Origin of the sequence: Aequorivita nionensis (genome assembly GCF_046352995.1) — a bacterium.
Classification (GTDB): Bacteria; Bacteroidota; Bacteroidia; order Flavobacteriales; family Flavobacteriaceae; genus Aequorivita; species Aequorivita nionensis.
Genome location: NZ_CP130281.1, coordinates 1,776,229 through 1,798,011 on the forward strand (window position 1 = coordinate 1,776,229; position 21,783 = coordinate 1,798,011).

Below are 21,783 nucleotides of genomic sequence, written 5' to 3' on the forward strand. Positions count from 1 at the left end.
TTGTTCTAACATAAACCAACAAATTTTTTTAGGGTGAAAAAAATACAACTCTTACTATATTTTGCATTACTTTCTTTATGTATTGCGCTTTTCTCTTGCCAAAAAGAGGAAAAAGAATTTATAGACGAAACTCCTGAGGATACCATAACGGCAAATTCGCCCTTAACGGGCTTGCTGTTACGAACCTCCCAAAATCCTGGCACTTATGATGATTTAATTGATGGAAATGGATGCGCTTCCATATTGCTTCCCGTAACCGTAATTGCCAACGGGCAGCAAGTAACGATAAACACTCCCGAAGATATTTTGTTAATCGAACAGATTTTCAATCAGTTTCCCAACGATACTGATACCTTGGAAATTAGTTTCCCCATCACGCTTGAATTGTTTGATTTCACCCAAGTAACCGTAAATAACCAAGTCGAATTGGACGCTCTGGCGGCAACCTGCAACTCAAACAACACTGAAATTGGCTGTTTGGATTTTGTGTATCCAATCACTTTTTTTACATATAATGCAGATCAGCAGCAAACGGGAAACATCACTATTAATAATGATTTGGAACTTTTCGGTTTTCTGCAAGGTTTGGGCCCGAATGATTTTATCAGTTTGAATTTTCCTATTTCTGTAATACTTGCTGACGGTTCCACCATAGAAGTAAACAGCAACCAACAATTGCAAAACCTGATTTTGGACTGCGTTGCAAATACCAATACTGACCCGATAGACATTTCACAATTTGAGGAAGATTTGACAACTGGGGTTTGGTATGTTGAATACTTTTTTGATGACTATGACGAGACTGATAATTATGCCGGTTATGAGTTTAGTTTCGCTTTGGATGGAACTGCACAAGCAGTAAAATCTGGAAATACCATAGCTGGAACTTGGGCGCTTGTTGACGATTTTAAATTCGATCTTTTCTTTGGAACCAATGCGCCTTTGGATGAATTGGACGAAGATTGGGAAATACTGGAAGCCACTTCTGAAATTATTAAACTGAAACACATCAGTGGAAGCGATGGTAGTACAGATTATTTAACGTTCGGCCGTAATCCTAATACCGGCGGGAACAATACAGAATTAAATCTTTTCATAGAAAACCTGAGCACCGGAAGTTGGTTCGTAAACTTGCTGGAGGAAAACGGAACTGACCACACTGCAAATTTCAACGCTTATGAATTCACTTTTTTAAGAAATGGTTCCGCAGTTGCTGTGAGCAGCAATAATACCATCAACGGTTTTTGGACTGCTGAAATTGATAGTGGGAATTTGGATTTTATCTTAAATTTTGAAACTACAACAAATGGCGATTTCTCTGAATTGAACGATGATTGGGGCGTTTTGGAAGCCTCGCAAACCATTATCCGTCTTTCTGACGTGAGTGGAGGCGGAGGTGGAACAGACCTTCTGACCTTTGGTCGCGAACCAAATGGCGGTGGCGGTGGTGGCCCAGACCCACAGGAACTCCGCGACATCCTTCAATCGGGAACTTGGTATATTGAAAAGTTTTTAAATGATGGCAATGATGAAACTTCAGATTATTCCGGTTATGATTTTACCTTCTTTAGCAATCAAACTATTTTGGCCACAAATGGATCAGAAAACGTGGATGGAATATGGATTGTTACAGTGACTGGGCAAGAATTAAACTTTGAGTTTGATATGGACAGCCCAATAAATGGCGCTGATGATGATGAATATAAAGCACTTCAATATTCGCCAACCTCAGTAACTTTTATTACCCGAAATAGTCAAGGAGAAATTGAAGATACCTTGATTTTTAAAAAGAATTAAAACAACAAACAATAAATAAATTTTAAACTATGAAAATTCTATTAAAAGCAGTACTCGCTATTTTTATTTACACAGGTTTGGCAATGTCTTGCGATAAAGATGATGATAACAGCCAACAGCAAAATGCAACTACACAAACCATAAATACTGTGCAAAGTGGCAGTTGGAAAATCACTTACTTTTTTGATTCAGATCAAAACGAAACAAATCATTTCACTGGTTATGTGTTTACTTTTAATGAAAACGGTTCTTTGGTAGCTGTTAAGGGAAGCACAACTGTAACAGGAACTTGGTCTGTAACAGACAGTAATTCCAGCGATGATGATGGAGGTTCAAGCGATACAGATTTCAATATTTTCTTCGCTTCTCCCGCAGATTTTGAAGACCTTTCAGATGATTGGGATATTATTTCGGTAAGTAATTCAAAAATTGAACTTACCGATGTAAGTGGTGGTAATGGTGGTACGGATTTCTTAACCTTTGAAAAAATCTAAAAATCAATTTTCCATTTCTCAGTTAAACCATCCTATTTTCGGATGGTTTTTTTATTTCTTTTATTAGTGATTTTTTTCATTTTAATAAAAAACAGAAACATTGGGTAGGGTTTTTATCAGTTTAGCTGTCTTAATCATGTAAAACCTAAAATATATAAACATGAATAAATTAACCAAATTCACTTTTTTAGCTTACTTATTAATTTTTTTGGTAAGCTCTTGTACAACTGAAGATTCACAGCCTTTTGATGATTCTGACACAAATATGGTAACCGTAAATTCGGAATTAGGAGACTTACTCCTTCGCACTTCAGATAATAACAATACTTCTTCCATAGATTGTATAGACCTTGTTTATCCGCTTACTTTCTTTATCTACAACTCAGATCAGCAACAAACCGGAACGCAGACGGTAGGTAACGACGGTGAACTGCTTGCCTTATTGCTTTCCTTGGATCCTGGAACTTATATTGCCTTGCAGTTTCCCATAAACGTTGTATTGCAGGATGGCACTGTTGTAGAAGTTAACAGCAATGCAGAATTGGTAACATTAATTTCTGATTGTTCATCTAACGGCGGTGGTTTTCCTTCAGATTTTGAAACTATATTGACCACGGGCTCTTGGTTTGTCACTTATTTTTTCGATGATCAAGATGAAACCGGTGATTTTGCGGGATACGAATTTACCTTTAACGCAGATAATACTGCTCAAGCCGTAAGTACTGCAAATAGTGTAGATGGAACTTGGAGCCTTACAAATAGCAACACCCCGGATCTAAACCTTTTCTTTGGAAATAATACTCCTTTTGATGAGCTGGACGAGGATTGGGATATTATAGAAGCAACTCAAGATATCATTAAACTGAAGCACATTAGCGGCGGAGACGGAAGTGTTGACTTTTTAACTTACCAACGCACACCCAATGGCGGCGGCGGTGGCGGGGGAAATACTTCTGAATTCACTGATAATTTGATAAATAGTGTATGGTATGTAAACTTATTGGAGGATGATGGAAATAATGAAACCTGCCATTATGTGGAGTATGAATTTAAATTCAATGCCAATGAAACTGTTACAGCTATAAGCACAAGCAACACAGTTAATGGTACTTGGGCAGTCACCAACAGTAGCAGCGGAATAGACCTTATTTTAAATTTTGAGATAACTGGCAGCGATGATCCTTTTGAAGATTTAAACGATGATTGGGACGTAACAAGCTTTGATGCACAAATCATAAAATTAATTGATATTAGTGGTGGTAATGGCGGAACAGATTACTTGAATTTTGGCAGAAATCCTTACGAAGATTGTAATGGAGGAGGTAATACCACAGAGCTTGCCAATATTTTAATGGATGGACAATGGTATGTGCAAAGCTATATAGACGATGGCGATGACGAAACCAACGATTACAACGGTTATACCCTTACTTTTAATTCTGATGGAACTGTAGTTGCCGCAAATAATAGCAATACAATCAACGGAACTTGGAGTGTGGTTAATAGCAGCAATGGTCTTGATGTAATATTGGATTTTGGAATCGCGATGCCTTTTGATGAATTTAATGATGATTGGGATGTTGTTACCTACAACAATACAAGAGTTGAGCTATTTGATGTTAGTGGAGGTAACGGTGGTACTGATTACTTGACATTTCAAAAACTTTAGTTGCCTTTTTTATCCCCATGATTAAGCCACGGTAAACCGTGGCTTTTTTGTTTTTATGAAATTTTAAAACTAATTAATTTCCATATAATGCCTTTCCAGCAGCCTCATATTTATCATTTGTGGTCCAGGTTGGCGTTTTTGGATCATTGGCAATAAGTCTTCCGGCCAATACATAGCTCTGAAAAAATTTCAGCAGATAGTCATAATCCAACGTGTCAGCTTCATCACCGGGTTGGTGGTAATATTTGGTGACATCACCATCAAAAGATTGAAAACCTAAAGAGAAAGTAGGAGCGGGGATACCCTTTCTGGCGAAAACAATATTATCACTTCTTTCAAAAAGATTTTGTTCTGGAGCGGCATCATCAATTGCTTTTAAGCCAAAAGTTGTGGCTGCTTCTTTTATATTTGCGGAAGCAGTGGTTCTGGGCAATCCTATAATTGAAATTATCGAAGTGTCATTATAGCCCGCATTGTCACTATTGAAGCAATAAACCATTTTATTTAGCGGAAGCAAGGGATTTTCAACATAATATTGGCTTCCCAGTAATCCTTTTTCCTCTCCGGTGAAAAGAATGAAAAGCGCCGAACGTTTTGTTGGGTATTTTGCAATATTTTCAGCCATACTTAGAACAGTTGTTGTTCCAACTGCATTATCCCTTGCGCCATTGTATATTATATCACCTGTTTCATCAGGTTTCCCAATGCCAACGTGGTCGTAATGCGCAGAATAAATAATAAATTCATTTTTTAATTGTGGGTCTGTTCCTTCAACCATTCCTATTACATTTTGGGAAATAATTGTTTTCTTTTCTTCGCCTTCCATCATCAACTTTGCGCTCAAGTTGTCTTTAGATTCAAAAGCTTTAGCCTGAATGTTGTTTTCATCGTGTACCCAAAGATATGCGAGACCTTTTTCTTCATCTTTACTTTTTTTAGCAGCAATATCCATTCGTTCACTATTAAAATTGTGATCAATAAAACCCCAAATGGATTCATTGGTATCCACAAGTTCTATTACTGCAACTGCTCCATGTTCTTTTGCAAGTTGCTCTTTTTGTTCAACCAAGCCAAATGCTTCACGCGTATCTGTAACATTGGGTCCGCCAGATCTTATAATTACAATTTTTTCGGAAACATTTTTTCCTTTATAATCGTTTTCAAGACCATAACCTAAATACACGGCCTTTCCTGTAAACTCCATCTTGTTGGTTTTTAACACCACTTTTTTCTTGAGTTCCTTACCATCAATAGCTAAAAGCAAACGCTTTACCGGGCTTATATAGTTCAATTTTACTTCTTGAAAATAGCTTTCAGTACTTGAGCCTTTTAAGACGTTTTGTACAACTGGTTTTACACCATAGCTCCTAAGGACATTTGCAAGATAGGAAGCAGCAATTTTGTTTTCCGGAGTTCCTGTTTGTCTTCCTTTTAAGAGATCGTCCGCTAAAAAATAGATGTGCGCTTCAATTTTGTTTTTTGTTATGGAGGTTTCTACTTTCTCTTTTTCAGATTGAGAATAGGAAATTGTGCTTAGAAATAACGAGATAATGATTAAGGTGTGTTTCATAAATTAATTAAGAAGGATTAATTGATGTATAAAGATAGTTTTTGAAATTGGATAGCAAAATTACATTTTAAATTATTTTGTTTAACTTTTAATAGAAAAAGATAAACAAAAGTTAAAGTTCTTTAATTAGAGAATCTCGTGTAATAGATTTGTCGCTAACAAAAACCTTAACACTAAGACAATGAAAAACTTATTAAAAATTTTTATGATTGTTTTTATCGCAATAGGAATAATTTCTTGTAGTGATGATGACGATAATAATCCTGACCCTCAAACAAATTCAATTGCAGATTTTGTAGCATCAAATGATGATTATTCCTCCTTGAAAGCCGCCTTAGATAAAGCAGGCTTGACCGCAACCCTTGATGGACAAGGCAGTTTTACGGTATTTGCACCAAATAATGCAGCTTTCACAACATTTTTAAATGCTAATGGCTTTGCAAGTTTGGATGATGTTCCAACAGATTTACTTACAAATGTACTTTTAAACCACGTTGTTAATGGTGTAAATATGGCAAGTGATTTAACCACAGGTTATGTAAATACATTGGCGACTGAAGCTTCTTCGGGGGCTAATTTAAGTATGTATGTAAACACTTCCTCTGGTGTAAAATTAAATGGAATTTCTACCGTAACAACTGCGGACATCGAAGCTGATAATGGAGTAATCCATGCTGTAAATGCTGTAATTGCATTGCCAACAGTAGTCACCTTTGCAACTGCAGATTCCACTTTCGCTACTTTGGTTGCAGCTTTAACCCGTGCAGACCAACCAGATTTTGTAAGTATTTTGTCAACTCCAGCCGGAACTTCTCCTGCACCATTTACTGTTTTTGCTCCAACAAATGATGCTTTCACAGCTTTATTGGCTGAATTGGGAGCAAGTAGTTTAAATGATATTGATGGCCCTACACTTACAGCTGCTTTAAGTACGCACGTTATAGCTGGTGCCAATGTTCGTGCTGCAGATTTAGTAGATGGAACTGTATCAACTCTTGGGGACGACTTAGTGGTTGATGCCTCAAACGCTACACTTACTGATCCAAATGGAAGGGTAAGTAATATTATAGTTGTGGACGTTCAAGCCGTAAACGGTGTTGTTCACGCTATTGATAAAGTACTTCTTCCCCAATTATAATACGGGTGCTTTATTGAAAAATGTTGCTTTCTTTTAAAAGAAAGCAGCATTTTTTATTTTTAATCTAAATGATATATCTCCATAATTCCTTTCAGAACTTTTTCGAAATCAATTTTTAAATCGATTAATTTTCCTGTTTCCATATCCATTACCCAACCGTACACTTTGAGGTTTCTATTTCGGTTTGCTATCTGTACATCTGCGGTTTTTATTATGTTTACACATTGTTCCTGTACGTTTAGCTCTACAAGTCTTTTGTATTTCTGCTCTTCGTCTGAAATGGAATTGAGTTCTTTTTGATGCAAACGGTAAACGTCGCGAATGTTCCGCAGCCAAGGGTTTAAGATGCCCAAATCCTTTGATTGCATTGCCGCTTTTACACCGCCGCAACCATAATGACCGCATACTATTATGTGGTTTACTTTTAGTACGCTCACAGCATAATTAATAACACTCATCGCGCTAAGATCCAAATTGGATACCATATTAGAAATATTGCGCATCACAAAGGCTTCTCCAGGTTTGGCACCCATAATTTCCTCGGCTGTCACGCGACTGTCGCTACAACCAATATAAAGTATTTCTGGACTTTGTCCATCGGCTAGATTTTTAAAATAGTCGGGATCTTTGCCTAATTTTTCGTTTACCCAGGCTTGATTGTTTTTGAAAATTTGATCGATATTCATAATTTTTTTGAAGATTTTTTTCAGAATTTAAAGATAGGGAAAAGCCTTTGTGTCCACCAAGTGGAAATTGAAAATTTAAAATAAGTTACTTGCTGAAGTTTAAGCCTAAATTACCTGTTTAGTATTTTCCATTCCTTTCAAAATACGCAATCTTCCAGGCCCGTTTTTAAGTGCGAGTGAATAGTGTTTTGCAGCTTCCTCATTTCTATTTTGTGAAAGCAACCAATCTGCATACAGCTCGTGGGTAGGTTTTTGGATGGATGGCGGGCCATAGCTGTAGCTTATACTGTTTTCAATCTCGATGGATTTTATAAAATGCTCTTCAGCTAGTTTTGGATCATTATTCAATTGGGCGCGAAGTGCCATTAATTGATTTTTTCTTATTTCAGCTTCTTTTAAATCCATTTGGTTAGCTTCATCGCGAGTAACACCTGCACAGAGTTTGGAACTGCCTTCTGCAACAATAAACGATTCTCTTTTATGGTCTTGATCCATAATGTTAAGTATGCTGTCCAGTTTTTTAGTTTTTTCCATTTTAAAGGCTTTCATGCCATCCAAAAAGTGATATTTGGAGCGGACGGAAATATTTAAATCGGTTATATCTACGGGAATATCAGCTACTTCATCTTCCCAATTATCCGTCTCGGTTAAATAGGTTCCTTTTAAAAATACCAAATAAGCCCGCGCACTTTTAGAAGGAGTTTCGGTAGCATATTTTTTCATGTCGAGCACCATTTTTTTTGCTTCTTCGTAATTTCCTTTTTGAAGATAGCCATACTGCAGCCAATGGAAAGCGTGATAGCCACGGGCATCATTGCTTAGACTTTTCTCTTCCATTCTGTTGATGCTTGCTTGGTAGGAAGCAATATTCGAAGAAATAACGTCATCCCACATCCCCATGGCAACATAAATATGAGAAGGCATGTGCAGTGCATGGCCAGCATCCGGTGCTACTTTTGAATAGGCATTTGCAGCATCCAAAGCAAGGGTAGCGTGGTCGGGATCGTCATAAGAATGTATTAAATAATGAAGTGCGCCAGGATGGTTTGGGTTTTCTTTCAAAATACCTTTTGCAATTTTTGCGCCTTTCCCGTAAACAATATCATTCCTTCCTTCTTCAACAGAGCCTAAAAGTGACAAGGCATAAAAAGCGGCCACTTCCTGGTTGGAAGGATATTTTTTGTACAAACCTTCCATAAAATTTGAATACTCAAGATCTCGTTGAGGTTTTTCTGTTTTTGGTTGATAGAGTATGTGTACAGCTTCAATTAAATCCTGTTCTATTTCAGTTGTGTTTTTTTCTGGATTATGACTATCAAGATTTGCTAAAACAGTTGTGGCTGCTTCATAATCTTGTTCGTGCCATAAGCTGTGGTTATAGGTCATAGCCTCGCCCCAATAGGCCATCGGCATCTTTGGGTCTTCCTTTTGTGCTTCTATAAAAGCTTCGCGAGCGTCTTCATATTCAAAGGAATGCAAAAGCAATAATCCTTTTTCAAAGTGAGGCTGGGCACTTTTTTTTCCGGTGATTGTAATGTTTACTACGCCAAGATTATTCTTTTTTGTTTCCTGTTGTTTGCACGAAACTATTAAAAGCAATGTAAGGAAGGGAGTTATAAGTCTCATAATTAATAATTTAGAAAGTGGATTAAAGATAGCCATTTTTGAAATGATAACCACTTTTTGTCTAAACGCTCAAAACTTTGGCTTGTATTTTTTCATATTCTATAAATTTTTTCAAAGGTTTTTAATGAGTTTAATCCTTTGTCTTAAGTTTGTTCAACAATTCTTGTGTTTTTATTTTCTGTTTGTTCAGTAATCTATAATGAATAATTGCTAACTGATATTTAAAATTTACCGCATTGATCATAAAAAGATGTTTCTCGGGAATTTGCAAATTCAACCGTGTAATTTCTTTTAAATTATCTTCATTTAGGCTCACAATATCTGTTGATATTTCGGCGGGAATATCGGATAATATGCCTTGAAACATATTTCTTTCATAGAGATCGGTTGATTGAATTTCAGTCAATTTGAGCATTTCGGGAACAAATACAGCATCGGTAAAAAGATTGTTGTTTTTATTGATGACTTGTTCAATGCGTTCCATTTCTTGGTAATACTTTATCAATTCGTTTTTTAAGCCATCATTACTGATAATATTGATATTTCCCGACGATAGCAATTCAATGTAAGTTGGGTTGTTTTTCACGAAAGTCATACGCGCGGTTAGTTTGGCAATGGTGGCTGTAAAGACACTGTCCACTCTAAATTCGTGATTTGTTTTATAATAAATGATGATCGGTTTTGCAGCTTTGATAATTTCAAAATCAAAAGCCATTTGTTGCTTTATGGATATGAGCTGCTCTTCCAAATCCCGTTGAATATTAGATAAATACAAAGATTCCTTTTGATGCTTAATCCGGTTTGAATTCCAGTTGTTGATACTCAAGGCAATCAAAATTCCAATAACCACCAGCACGATTTCGCCAATGGCGTATTTAAGATATTTAGTTGTTTTGCCTTCATTTAGAAGGTTCTTGCGAATATTTCTAAAGAGTTTTATCATGCTGCTTTCTTTTTTAATAATTTAATTGCGAAAAATGTAAGGGTTAGTGCCCCTATAAATATTCCCGTGCCAATCATTTCATTTGCCGAAAGACTTGATAAAAAGTATAGAATTATAGCAATTGTTAAAATGGGAACCGTCCAACCTCCAGGAATTTTAAATCCGCCATCATATTCTTTTTTAGATCTGCGAAGCTTTATCACAGATAGTGCTACGCCTAAATAAAGAATTAGCATAGAACTACTAGCTATGACTGCTAATTGCTCAAAACTGCCAGAAACAGCTAGAATAAAGCCGATAGTTGCATAAATAATAATGGCTATGTAAGGTGTGGCAAATGATTTGTGAATTTTGGAAAGCGCTTTTATCGGGATTACCTTATCTCTGGAAAGTGCGTAAACAATTCTCGGACTGTTAAGAATAGTGCCGCTCATATAACCAAACATAGAGATAACAGCACCAATAATTAAAAGTACAAATCCAAAATTACCAAAAACTACTCTGGCAGTTTCGGCAAGTGGAGCCGCTGTAAAATTTGGTAAAGCATCGCCTAAAACACCTTGGGAAACGGTTTGAATCAAGATATAAACTACCGCAACTGTTGTAATACTTATGAGAATAGCTCTCGGAATTGTACGTTTTGGGTTAACAACTTCTCCGCCAACAATAATTCCCGTTTCACAGCCCTGAAAAGCAAAAAATAAAATGAGCGACGCTTCACCTAATGTTTTAAGGCTTGGCATTTCTTGAAAGTACAGATTGCTTGCTGATACATCTTTAAAACCTATAGCGATTAGTAAAAGCAATGGTATTAGCTTAACAATAGTATTGAATTTTACCAAGCCAATGCCTTGTTTTAAACCAATTACATTGATATAAACCAAACCATAAAAAAGAATAAATAAAAACAAAAATCGAGGCCATCCGTTTTCAAATACTGGGTATGCTGAAGCAATAACATTTACCAAAGCGTTAGAAACTGCGGCATCAGCAAACAAGTTGCTTCCAACGGCAAAAAATCCAGCTACAAAGCCAGCATAATCTCCAAAAGCGGTTTCAATATAGGTGTAGGGTCCGCCGGTGTTTGTGACTTTACTTCCGGCTTCGGCAAAGCAAAGCATTACCATTGCCATTAACAATCCGCAAAAAAGATAAGCAATGATGCTGGATGCTCCCATATAGCTAGCAACAATTGCAGGCAGTACAAAAATACCAGACCCGATGATGATGTTGACAATATTAGCCGATAAGCCGAATACACCAACTCTTCTTTTTAATCCTTCGTCTTTTTGAATCATAATTTTTATCTATTGGAAAGAGCCATTATCCACATCTTTTATAAATTTTATCAATCCCGAAAAATAATTTTCTGGGTCGTCGTATTGTGAAACGTGGCCGGAATTTACGGTTAGGCTCCTGCCGTGCTTCACTTGAGTGCTCATCCACTCCATATATTTTGGGTCCATGGTGTCGTATTTGCCGCCAATCATTAAGGTTGGTGTTTTTATTTCTTTCAATCTTTCTGAAACATCCCAATTTTTTAGAGTTGCGTTGCCGGTCATTCCAAATTCGCTGTGGCCCTGCATATAAATGTAAATGGCTGGGTTGAGGTGCGAAAAGGCGCGATTGATAAACTCAGGCCATTCGGCTACAGGTTTTCTCAAGATGTGCTCTGTATAATAATTATTCATAACCAACTCGGTATATCTTGGATTCGCAAAATCTTCTTTGGCCTCCATCTGCATAATTTCTTTATAAATCTCTGGCGGAAGTTGTGGGCCTAAAACTTCTTCGGCATATTTTTGATATTCTTTCGCACTCGCCATCATATTTGAAATAATTAAACCTTTCAGATTGTCTTGATACTTCAGCGCATATTCCATCGCCAAAATTCCGCCCCACGATTGGCCGAGCAAGTAAAAATTTTCTTTATCAAGATTTAATGCTTTTCGAACTTGTTCTACTTCTTCCACAAAATGTTCTGTGGTCCAAAGGGTGGAATCGTTCGGTTTATCGCTGTAGTAACTGTCTAGCTGATCGTAGTAGATATATTCAATTTCTTCGTTTGGAAGGTAGCCATCAAAATTTTCAAAAAATTCGTGTGTCCCGCCGGGGCCACCGTGAAGCAAAAGTACCTTCATCTTTGGGTTGTTGCCCATTCTTTTTGTCCACACTTTAAACGTGCCTTTTGGCGTGGTGATGGGAATCATTTTGATGCCGCCCGTAATCTGGTCATCGCTATTTGAATAATTGAAATAAGTGGATTTGCAATCGGTTTCAGCCTTTGCAGTTTCCTGTTTTTCGGCACAGCCTAATAGTAACCCTGCGAAAACGATTAAAATGTTAATTGCGTTTTTCATAATTTGTTAGTTAAATGTTAGTTGGTTTCATTCGCTTTTAAAACCCGAAGCAGATTTCCGCCAAGGATTTTATCGATATCTTTTTCGCTATAGCCTTTTTCAACCAAAGCCTTTGTAATTTTTACATAATCGGTAACGTCATCCAATTGTTTGGGAGGCAGAACAATGCCGTCAAAATCGGAACCGATACCCACGTAATCCACACCCACTAAATTGATGACGTATTCAATATGTTGAATTACCATTTCAAAAGGCACCCGAAGCGCTTCAGACTCGTCAGTATATTTAAGATATATAGCCGCTTGAGCGAGGAATGGATGCATTCCGGTTTTTACGAGGGAATCTATTTCGGCTTTGTGTTTTTCAAGAAAGGCGCTTTCCCTTCCCCCTACAGTGGGGTCAAAAAATCCTGAATTAAAATTGATTTGAACAACGCCACCATTTTTTGCAATCGCTTTTATTTGATCGTCCTTCAGATTTCGAGGATGTGGACAAAGTGCATAAACAGAACTATGGGAAGCAATAATGGGTTTTTTGGTGGTAGCAATTACATCATAAAACGTTTGCTCGCCAACGTGCGAAATATCTACCATCATCCCCAAGCTGTTCATTTTTTGAACGACCTCTTTTCCGAAAGCTGTAAGCCCGTTTTTTCCTTCGGAATTTTTTTCGCCTTCGGGATTGGTTTCGTCCGAAGCACTTGTTGCCCAAGACGTAGAGTTGTTCCAAGTTAAGGTTATGTAGCGCGTGCCACGATTGTAAAGCGCTTCAAGTTTACTCAAGTCGTTTTCAAATTGATGACCGCCTTCCACACCAATCAATGCTGCAATTTTATTCTGTTTTAAGGCTTTTAAAAGTTCTTTTGAATTGGCGACTTTTACAATTTTATTGGGATTCCGTTTAATAACGGCATCCAAACTATCTATTTGGCGGTTGGCAAAAGCATACGGATTCAGTTTGTCGCCATCGCTCCAAACTGAAAAGAACTGAACATCTACGCCACCTTCTTTCATTCGGTTTAAATCACTGTGGGTTTTGCCATTTAAATTGGTGTCGAAAACAAAATTCTTTTCCATTGTTTGGGTTAGGAAATCATTGTGAGTATCCACTAATATAGCTTTGTTGTGGATCTTTTGATAGTTCTGTGCGCTTAGTTGAAGTGTTGCGACTAAGCTGAAGAATAATAGTTTTCTTTTCATAATATAGTTATTGATTGTTAGCTTTTTCTCATTAAGAAAGTTTTAGCGGATGTTTCTGAAGAGTTTGGCCATAATTAAAGTTAATCTTTAATTACCTGAGGAGCAGCAAATTTCTGATTTAATATTACAAAGCTATCTACAGTAATGCGGTGTTTCTTAAAATTTATAAGCTGAATAAGAATTGCCATGATTAGGGGAATAATGGCTATAATAAGAAAGACGCTTTCCCAACTGAAATTAGTTTTCAAAACACCCAGCATCGCAGATCCGGCCGCACGCCCCATATTTGAAAGTGCCATATAAAGTGTAAATTGGGTAGCGGCGACCGTTTTCCAACAAAGGTGCATGGCTGATGCGAACACTGCAATACATAGAAAAGTGTATAGCGTATAATAGGAAAGTATGAAAGCATAAACAACTAAATTACTGCTCCATAAATTGGACAGAGAACCAAATACAGCTATAAAGGCGGTTAGAAAAACTAAATACAACGAAAGCATTTTTATTTTCCCAAAGTAATCTACCAAATAACCGCCAATAAACATTCCTAAAAATCCTCCTACCACTGTGGTAATTGAGAATACATTTGAGAAGAAGGAATTTGTCCACCCCAACTCCTGAATACTGAAAATAGGAAGTAAGGTGTCTATAAGCCCGAACATTAAACCTACGGTAAAAACTCCTATGCAAAACACTAAACTCGATTTTAGCCGAACAACCTTGTAGAGGCTTTTGAAAATGTGCCTCCAGCTCCTCAACTGTGTTTGTTTTGAATCTGGGGAAACTTTACCGCTTGTCCAGGGCATTGTCTTTTCGCCCGGCCGTTCCTTAAAATAAATAGGGAAAAGCATAATGGTCGCCACGGCAATTGATAAGGAAGAAATAGCTATTGAGAAGCCAAAGTTATTAATAAGCCAAGTGCCAACAAGCAATGAGGCTGAAATGCCAATGGTTTTGGCTCCCCACATAAGGCCATTGGCCCTAGCTTGTTGGTTCTCGGGAATTACGTCCACTGCCATTCCATCGGTTGCCACGTCCTGAAACGCCCCAAAAAAGCTAATGAAAAATCCCGCAGCCATTAAAGCAGATAGATTGTTCAATGGATCTGGAACCAACCCAATAATCAGAAAACTTATAATTAGACCAAGCTGCCCAAAAATGACCCATGGTCTTTTTCTGCCCATTGCAAGCAGGGTAAAACGGTCCATCAAAGGCGCAATAATGATTTTAAAACTCCATGGAATTCCAATCACGCCCACATAGGCAGCGATTTCCATAGCTGATTTTCCGTTCATGGCCAACCAAGCGGGTATTGCAAAAAAAGTAATGCCCTCTGGAATTCCCTGTGCTATATAAAGTGCCGAAAATGTAATGTATCTTGTTAAGGCATTATCGGCCAAGGCTCTTCCAAATCTTTTTTTTCTGATAGTAGTTTCTTTTGCCATGATTTTAAGTTTTAAGTAAAGTTTCTTTTTTATTTGTGACGTGGGGAAACTGTCTTTTTTGCTTAAATTTTTAGCAATACATTTTATTTAAAATGAACTCGCTGTTTGGCCGGCTTGCTTCTTTTTATTTAAATTCTGGCACTAAACTTTGTTTAATATTGATATTGAAGAAGCGCTTACTACCCCGCCATTCTTCATATCCGCTTGCCTTTGCGGATCGCTCATTACTTTGTCAAATAGTCCTGGTTCATCAGATATTTCAAAAAATCATGGTAACATCATTTTCGTTTGTGTTTGATTTGTAAAGTCCCTTAAGTTGAACCCCTTCTTTTACAAGATTGGTCTGGTCTGCGTCAAATATCTTTTTCCATTTCGAGAAGTTTTTTACTTCGTGTTGAACAATTACTGTTTTCATTTTAAGGTGATTTAAATTGTTATTACCTACTCTATATTCGTTTTTCAGCTTGTTCCGTTTTGGTTGAAAATTTAGTTTATCATCGCATCGGCAACTTTCTTGGTATCCAAAAATTGCTGAAATGCGATTACTTTTCCATCCCGAAGTGTCCAAAGATGTGCGACTTGTGCGTTATAGGTTTTTCCGGTTTTCTTTACTTTGGCATCATAGCGAAGGGTTGCCAAAACTTGGTTGTTATTCATGCCGTGAAGTTGAATGTCTGCCAATTTAAAATATTCATGATCCTGCCCCAATCTTACAAAAACACCATTTAAAATTGCGTCTGGGCCAATGTATGGGTTGCCGTCAGCCAAGTCATTGCTTTCTGCTTCGTTCCAAACTATTTTTGAATCCATTCCACCGAGGACTGCTGGAATATCGCCAACCGCAAAAGCTTTATATAAATTATCAACAACTCCTATATTGTTAGGGTCAGAAACCAATCCCAACTGTTGCAAAAGCACGCCGTTGTCCATAAAATCTTGCTCTTGTACAATCCGTCCGTCTTTCATTTTGGCGATTGTGACGCCTTCTACATTTACAATTTTTCCTGTGGCTGGAATTCCGAAGAAATCGCCAGTATGTTTGCCTTGAAATCGCCAATGTTTAACGATTTTATTGCCTTGACCAAAAGCATCTTCAACAGTGAATTTAACGTCAGAAAATCCCGTTATGAAATTTTGGTAATATGCCTTGAAATCTGCAATGCCTACAATATTTCCACTATCGTTTAACTGAACGACATTTGGGTCGAAGTTTTTATCATTGATAAGATCAATTTGACCTTTATTAACGATGTCATTCCAAACCTGCTCATACATTTTAAGGTCTTTTTCAATGTTGCTTTTTTGAGCGAATACTGTTGAAATGCTTAATAAAGCGATGGCTAAAAGTAAATTTGATGTTTTCATTTTTGAATGGTTTTTATAGTTGATTTATTATTTGAATCTTAATCATTTACGCCATATTTAATTTGCCGGCTATATTCTTCAGCATCAAAAGTGCCTTGGGACTCTTTTATTAAACCGTTTTCATCAATTTGCCAAAGTTCAAATCCGCTGATGTTTACTTTTTTTCCGGTGCCATTGAGTCCTGTGTTGGTTCCCGTTAGAGTCCAATGGAACTCTGTTCCTTTTGGAGTTTTCACCAACTTGTCAAAAGCGACAATCATATCATCCGGAAAGGCATCCATGAATGCTTTTGCACTTTGGGCAATGGCGGTTCTTCCCACTGCGGATGTGCCAGAGTTTATAGTTAATGAGCCATTTTCTGCATAAAACGAAGCCACAGATTCTGGTTTTTGGCTACACCACGCTTGGGCGTAATCTTTAGCGAATACATTGATATCAAACATAGTATCATTATTTATTTTAGTAGAAATTATTCCCGTAATTGCAGATTCGGCACTTCCGTGCGGATCTGGGTTTTGAGAATGAGTAGTAAATACACCCATAAAAAGAAAAATTAAAAGCTTAAATATTGCCGTTTTCATCGCATTGGTTTTTTTTAATTTAAAGAATCCTGGTTGCTGAGCGGAGCCGGAGCATCAATAAATAATATTCTCCAAAATCCTTCCCAGATTGCTTTCAGACATTGGTATTTTTCTGTCTGCTGCGAAAATTTTCTGAATTTCATTTTTAAGTTCACAAATTTCCAGCTCGGAATAATGATGTCTTTCCATGGAGTCTTGAATTTTTTCAAGGCTTTCATCTTCGTCATCATTTTCAAATTCACGATATATTTTATCGAAAACTTCGTTGGATGTTTTGGCTTTTATAAGTGCAATTTCTTCTTCTGCTTCAACTCTATCAGCCTTTGCGCAGAGTAACAAAATATAGGTTTTCAGCTCTTCTTTGCTCCAGTATTTCTTGCCAGCTTCCATAATCATTTTGTTGTTTTGAATTCTTTATGGCTTTGCAGCTTTGCGAGAGAAAAATTGCTCGCAAAGCCACAGAGCCGCAAAGTTTTTTACTTTCTTTCAGCAACTTTTACATCACCACTAATTCCACTTAATTCTGGAACATACATCCAAATTTCGGTATCGCCGCCGTTGGTCACGTCCATCCAGTCCTTTAAAAACCGATCCCAACTTCCGGCTCCGTACATTTCGTCATATTTATTTGAAATGTCGTGATCTTCGCCCAGCCAAGCCGACTTGTCAAAAAATGAAATGACCGCTAAGTCTCGACCTTCTTTGGTGCTGGGGAATTCATTGGTATAAATGCCATAGGTGTCATCAGGCGATTTTGAAGCGTACACGTCGTGGACTTTTTTTACTAAGGCCATAGCTTCTTTGTACTTTCCTCGCTTTATGTCCCAAGTGTCCACTTCCATATTTTTTATGGTGAAATCTTTCGGAAATCGGGACATTTCTGCGTTAAAACGCCAGTAGCTTTGCGTGCCGCTATCTGCTGTTGTGTATTGGGCAACGTTTGCATTCCAGTCAGCATCATGGCCTTCTTTTTGGGCAGGTCTTTTGTCCAATGAACTCCAAGGGAATGGTCCCATGACCCATACATAACTTCCCGTTTTCGGTCCATTGGAAACCCAATACACACGCCCTCCATAAGGGCCATCGCCGTGGTATTTTTTGTTGTGTGCAGCTAACCCCTTTTCAAATTGTGTTATTTGTCCAGGATTGGGCGTTAAAATTGCATTTTCGAATACGGCGTATTCGGTACTGTTTTGCGATATTGCCAATAGTGGCAACAAAAGCAATGAAAAGAATAATTTTCTCATAATGTTTAATTTGTGTTCGCCATTAGCGAACTAGTTAGTATTAAATTTTTCACTTAATAAACTGGGGAGTTTATGTTGAAAAGCCTGATGGCTTAATCCAATAATTTTGCGTTGTAATAAGCTGTCTCTGAAGTTATTTTTCCTTCATCATTAAAAGTCATCGTATAAAAGATGGGTAGTACGATTGCTTTTTTGTCAGCTTTACGGATGAAGTTGATATTCCACCAAGATTGTACTAATCCCTGATCGCCCATTTCGTAATGCAAATAATCTGGATAGCCAACCATATCTATGTAAGCAACATCATATTTTTCCAAAATCTTTTTATCAAAGGCTTTTTGTTCCGTTAGGGAAACGCTTTCCATAGTGGGTGAGCTGGAATCTATGAACCGTACATCTTTATCATAAAAGCTGTACGCTTTGTCCCAATCGTTGTGCTCGATGGCGTACATCATCTTCCGAACCGTATTTATATTTTCATGATGGTTGTAGATGGTGCCGTTCTTCCTGTCGCTAAAACTGGCCATGATTTCATCAATAACACGCCCATTATTATAAAGAATGATGTTTTTGATTTTGTTGTCCTTGGTAAGTGTATATAGTCTGTGGGATGCGGCGTCAATTTTCACACCAGTTTCTTTGTCAACGCCTTTCAACAAGTCCCACGTTTGTACCCAAACCTCACCATTTGGATTGTCTTTTTTGTATTCAATGGCATCGGGATAAGAGCCTGGAAAGGGTTCAATTGAATAATAATCCAAACGATCGTGGTATATCATTTGGTTTTTCAGAAACGCCTCTTTATCCATTCCTTTATCGTCAGCTCTGTCAGACGTGCCATTATAGGCTTTAAAATCATCGGTTAGGTAACTGCCCATTTTGGCTTTATCGCCTGCAACTGATGCTTTTGCGAAATCATTTACAACGTTAATAGCCGGATGTTCGTCATACACGGTTCCGTTCTTTTTTTGTGCTGTGGCAATGAATGCAATTAGCATCATTACCGAGAGAATTTTTGTTTTCATTGGTTATATATATTTGATTAATATTCTGTTTGATTTTACTTTGAATAATTGTTTAAAGTTTCTTGAACAGGTCTGAATTTCATCCTCAAATCGTTCATTGCCAATGTGTTTTGATAAATCACATTTGGTTTGTTTTTTGGTGCTTGGTGGTTTAGCATCAGGCTCATATCGCTAACGGGATAGCTTTCGCTGCTCAACAAATAGTTTTTACCGTGCAATCCAGAAATTGTTGCAGCTTTAAAAACGGCTTCCGCAACATCCGCAACATCTACTGCCGCCATTTCCGCATCGTTGTCATAAAGCATTTGTACAAATGGACTGGGCGCAATTTTGTTTTTGAAAAGAAACTGCAATCCAGTTGAAGTGGAATCTTCCCTATTTGACAATGATTTTCCCATAACCCCAACTGGCGAAACCGATGTGATCTCAAAAGAAACTTTTGGGTTTTCCCTAATGAAATTTTCTACCGTTTGATTGGCGATAAATTTTGCCTGAGCATACGGATGGCTTTCCTCGCTCATAAAAGGTGTATCCTTTTCGCTGAAAGTGTCATGCGGTTTTCTATCTCCAGCGGGCAACGGAAAGTTGGTATTATATGCTGCAACTGAAGCTATAAAAACAACATTCTCAATCATCGGTGCTTGTTGGATGGCTTCCAAAAAAATCTCTGTTCCTTTAATGGTTGGGTCAAAAAGCTCCGTTTTTGGATTTTCTACATCTAGTTGAAAAGGTGTTCCGCCGTGAATTACAATTTCACAATCACTGATGAAATCTTTCAAAATTTCCAAATCTTCCACTTTCAGCGCACTAATGTTGAGGTTGTCTGAGTTTTCAAGATTGAAGAGGTGTTGGTACTTTTCGCTCTTTTTAATGTCAGTTACAGATACTTTTACATTGTACCCTTCTTCCAGAAATTTTTTGGTTATATAGCTTCCTATAAAGCCTGAACCACCTATGATGCCTGCTGTTTTCATGATTTTTTGTTTAATAAACCTAACAGTTCCGCTGTATCCACACCTACAATGTAATGTCTGTTAGGTTTTGCTTAAGTATTCATTAATTTTTCAATACGATTCTAAATCGGGCCTTCCCGTTTTCTAAGTGTTCAATAGCTTCATTTATCTTTTCCATCGAAAACTCTTCAACATCTGGATAAATATTGTGTCTTACACAAAATTCAAGCATGGTCTTGGTAAGTGCAGGGCTTCCTATAGGGCTTCCACCAACTGTTTTTTCGCCCAACATCAAACTGAACGCAGGAATTGCCATCGGTTCTAAAACAGCTCCAACTGTGTGGAATTTTCCTTTTGGTGCCAATGCTGTTAAATAAGAATTCCAATCCAATGTTACATTCGTGGTATTCAAAATAAAATTTAACTTTCCGGCAATGCTTTCCAATTCTTCAGGAACTGTTGAATTAATTACTTGACTGGCACCCATATTTAAAATTTCCTTCTTTTTATTCGGATTTGAGCTAAAGGCGATCACTTCACAGCCCCAATGTTTTAGGAACTTGATAGCCATATGGCCTAAGCCTCCAATTCCTATTACGCCAACTTTATCCGTTGGTTTTACACCTGCTATAAGGATTGGATTAAAAACTGTAATACCGCCGCAAAGCAAAGGGCCTGCTTTACTCATATCTATACCCTCCGGAAGCGGAATTGCCCACGACCAATGCCCTCGCACATAATCAGCAAAGCCACCGTTTCTACCTACAATGGTAGCCTCGCCTTGAGCGCAGAGATTGTGGTCGCCGCCCATACATTGCTCGCAACTCATGCAGGAAGAGGACATCCATCCCAATCCTACTTTATCTCCGACTTTCACGTTTTTAACAGCATTACCTGCGGCTACTACTTCTCCTATTATTTCATGCCCAGGAACAAAGGGATATTGCGTCATTCCCCAATCATTGTTTATCATGCTTAAGTCTGAATGACAGATGCCACAATAGGAAACTTTAATATCAACTTGTTCAGCACCTATTTCTCCTAATTCATAGGAATAAGGGGTCAGTTCTGTTAGTGGCCCATGGGCTGCATATCCGTTTACTTTCATCTCTTTGATTTTTTTATTGTTAATTGATTGAATCACTCACCGCAGATGCTTTTGCATGTTCCATTGCTTGCATATCCAGCATGATTTTTGACAAATCCCAATAGCCAAACTCCTTTACGATTTTGCCATCTACAAATTGGGCCGTAAGGTGTGTTGGAATGGTGTAGGTTTTGTTATTGGCGGCAAGTGTGCCTTTCCAAAGGCCCCAGAAGTTTACATAGGTTTTTCCTTTGTCGGTTACTACCATTTCATATTCAGATTCTCCGTCCACATACTCCCAGCTTGAGAAAAGTGAGGCGTCGGCTTTATCCATTTGCACTAGTTCGGCCAGTGTTTGGGCATCCTTCTCTTCCACATTGTTCATGATTTTTGCAGTATCTGCATAATGGCTGGCCATGGCTACCCAGTCCTGTTTATCGTAGGCGTCTATCACTTTTTTGTAAGTTTCAATCTCTGGTGATTGTTGTGTGTAGCGCTTTTCCTGTTGTTGGCAAGCTGCCATTGAAAGGACTATTGCAAGTCCTAAAAAGAATACTCTTTTCATAATTTTGAATGATTTAAATGGTTAGTTATTTGA

Annotated in this window: 21 protein-coding genes; 4 read left to right on the plus strand and 17 right to left on the minus strand. The window is 37.7% G+C overall.

Translation table 11 applies throughout. The features are described from left to right. Window positions 1–33 precede the first annotated feature (33 nt). The 3 genes from Q2U82_RS08030 to Q2U82_RS08040 all read left to right on the plus strand — a co-directional run bounded on the left by Q2U82_RS08030 (window position 34) and on the right by Q2U82_RS08040 (window position 3,960). Window positions 34–1,797, plus strand: coding sequence for a hypothetical protein (locus Q2U82_RS08030; RefSeq protein ID WP_410004358.1), 1,764 nt, complete (start codon window positions 34–36; stop codon window positions 1,795–1,797). 29 nt (window positions 1,798–1,826) lie between these two features. Continuing rightward, window positions 1,827–2,291 carry a hypothetical protein gene (locus tag Q2U82_RS08035; protein ID WP_410004359.1) on the plus strand — a complete coding sequence of 155 codons (465 nt, stop codon included), beginning with the start codon at window positions 1,827–1,829 and terminating at the stop codon, window positions 2,289–2,291. Window positions 2,292–2,451: 160 nt separating this feature from the next. After that, window positions 2,452–3,960, plus strand: coding sequence for a hypothetical protein (locus Q2U82_RS08040; RefSeq protein WP_410004360.1), 1,509 nt, complete (start codon window positions 2,452–2,454; stop codon window positions 3,958–3,960). Between the two features lie 73 nt (window positions 3,961–4,033). Here Q2U82_RS08040 and Q2U82_RS08045 read toward each other — a convergent pair whose 3' ends face one another. Continuing rightward, a complete protein-coding gene (locus Q2U82_RS08045; RefSeq protein WP_410004361.1) occupies window positions 4,034–5,530 on the minus strand; it encodes a M28 family peptidase in 1,497 nt (498 codons plus the stop codon). A 181-nt stretch (window positions 5,531–5,711) separates the two neighbouring features. Here Q2U82_RS08045 and Q2U82_RS08050 point away from each other — a divergent pair, with 181 nt between their 5' ends. Further along, the gene (locus tag Q2U82_RS08050; protein ID WP_410004362.1) at window positions 5,712–6,668 is read left to right on the plus strand and encodes a fasciclin domain-containing protein; all 957 of its coding nucleotides are present in this window, start codon (window positions 5,712–5,714) and stop codon (window positions 6,666–6,668) included. Between the two features lie 59 nt (window positions 6,669–6,727). Here Q2U82_RS08050 and Q2U82_RS08055 read toward each other — a convergent pair whose 3' ends face one another. The 16 genes from Q2U82_RS08055 to Q2U82_RS08130 form a co-directional block, all read right to left on the minus strand. Beyond that, on the minus strand, window positions 6,728–7,354 hold the full coding sequence (locus Q2U82_RS08055; protein WP_410004363.1) for a carbonic anhydrase: 627 nt from the start codon (window positions 7,352–7,354) through the stop codon (window positions 6,728–6,730). A gap of 105 nt (window positions 7,355–7,459) precedes the next feature. Next, window positions 7,460–8,980 (minus strand): tetratricopeptide repeat protein, encoded by a 1,521-nt coding sequence (locus tag Q2U82_RS08060; protein WP_410004364.1) that lies wholly within the window; start codon window positions 8,978–8,980, stop codon window positions 7,460–7,462. A gap of 130 nt (window positions 8,981–9,110) precedes the next feature. Continuing rightward, on the minus strand, window positions 9,111–9,923 hold the full coding sequence (locus Q2U82_RS08065) for a DUF6090 family protein (RefSeq protein ID WP_410004365.1): 813 nt from the start codon (window positions 9,921–9,923) through the stop codon (window positions 9,111–9,113). Then, window positions 9,920–11,221 (minus strand): APC family permease, encoded by a 1,302-nt coding sequence (locus tag Q2U82_RS08070; RefSeq protein WP_410004366.1) that lies wholly within the window; start codon window positions 11,219–11,221, stop codon window positions 9,920–9,922. Before Q2U82_RS08070 ends, Q2U82_RS08065 begins: the two co-directional genes overlap by 4 nt. Before the next feature lie 9 nt (window positions 11,222–11,230). Next, entirely contained in the window at window positions 11,231–12,283 is a 1,053-nt protein-coding gene (locus Q2U82_RS08075) for a proline iminopeptidase-family hydrolase (protein ID WP_410004367.1), read from the minus strand. A 17-nt stretch (window positions 12,284–12,300) separates the two neighbouring features. Further along, a complete protein-coding gene (locus tag Q2U82_RS08080; protein WP_410004368.1) occupies window positions 12,301–13,482 on the minus strand; it encodes a dipeptidase in 1,182 nt (393 codons plus the stop codon). A gap of 80 nt (window positions 13,483–13,562) precedes the next feature. Next, a complete protein-coding gene (locus Q2U82_RS08085) occupies window positions 13,563–14,927 on the minus strand; it encodes an MFS transporter (protein ID WP_410004369.1) in 1,365 nt (454 codons plus the stop codon). A gap of 259 nt (window positions 14,928–15,186) precedes the next feature. Further along, the gene (locus Q2U82_RS08090) at window positions 15,187–15,342 is read right to left on the minus strand and encodes a hypothetical protein (protein ID WP_410004370.1); all 156 of its coding nucleotides are present in this window, start codon (window positions 15,340–15,342) and stop codon (window positions 15,187–15,189) included. A 71-nt stretch (window positions 15,343–15,413) separates the two neighbouring features. After that, complete coding sequence (locus Q2U82_RS08095) at window positions 15,414–16,292, minus strand: ester cyclase (protein ID WP_410004371.1); 879 nt, start codon at window positions 16,290–16,292, stop codon at window positions 15,414–15,416. Between the two features lie 38 nt (window positions 16,293–16,330). Next, on the minus strand, window positions 16,331–16,873 hold the full coding sequence (locus tag Q2U82_RS08100; RefSeq protein WP_410004372.1) for an ester cyclase: 543 nt from the start codon (window positions 16,871–16,873) through the stop codon (window positions 16,331–16,333). 54 nt (window positions 16,874–16,927) lie between these two features. Next, window positions 16,928–17,269, minus strand: coding sequence for a hypothetical protein (locus Q2U82_RS08105; protein WP_410004373.1), 342 nt, complete (start codon window positions 17,267–17,269; stop codon window positions 16,928–16,930). A gap of 80 nt (window positions 17,270–17,349) precedes the next feature. Beyond that, window positions 17,350–18,120, minus strand: a complete 771-nt coding sequence (locus tag Q2U82_RS08110) for a hypothetical protein (protein ID WP_410004374.1) — start codon at window positions 18,118–18,120, stop codon at window positions 17,350–17,352. A gap of 92 nt (window positions 18,121–18,212) precedes the next feature. After that, a complete protein-coding gene (locus tag Q2U82_RS08115; protein WP_410004375.1) occupies window positions 18,213–19,145 on the minus strand; it encodes a nuclear transport factor 2 family protein in 933 nt (310 codons plus the stop codon). 35 nt (window positions 19,146–19,180) lie between these two features. Next, complete coding sequence (locus tag Q2U82_RS08120; protein WP_410004376.1) at window positions 19,181–20,119, minus strand: NAD-dependent epimerase/dehydratase family protein; 939 nt, start codon at window positions 20,117–20,119, stop codon at window positions 19,181–19,183. An 82-nt stretch (window positions 20,120–20,201) separates the two neighbouring features. Next, window positions 20,202–21,206 (minus strand): NADPH-dependent aldehyde reductase Ahr, encoded by a 1,005-nt coding sequence (gene ahr / locus Q2U82_RS08125; RefSeq protein WP_410004377.1) that lies wholly within the window; start codon window positions 21,204–21,206, stop codon window positions 20,202–20,204. Between the two features lie 19 nt (window positions 21,207–21,225). Beyond that, window positions 21,226–21,750, minus strand: a complete 525-nt coding sequence (locus Q2U82_RS08130) for a nuclear transport factor 2 family protein (protein WP_410004378.1) — start codon at window positions 21,748–21,750, stop codon at window positions 21,226–21,228. Window positions 21,751–21,783: the final 33 nt, after the last annotated feature.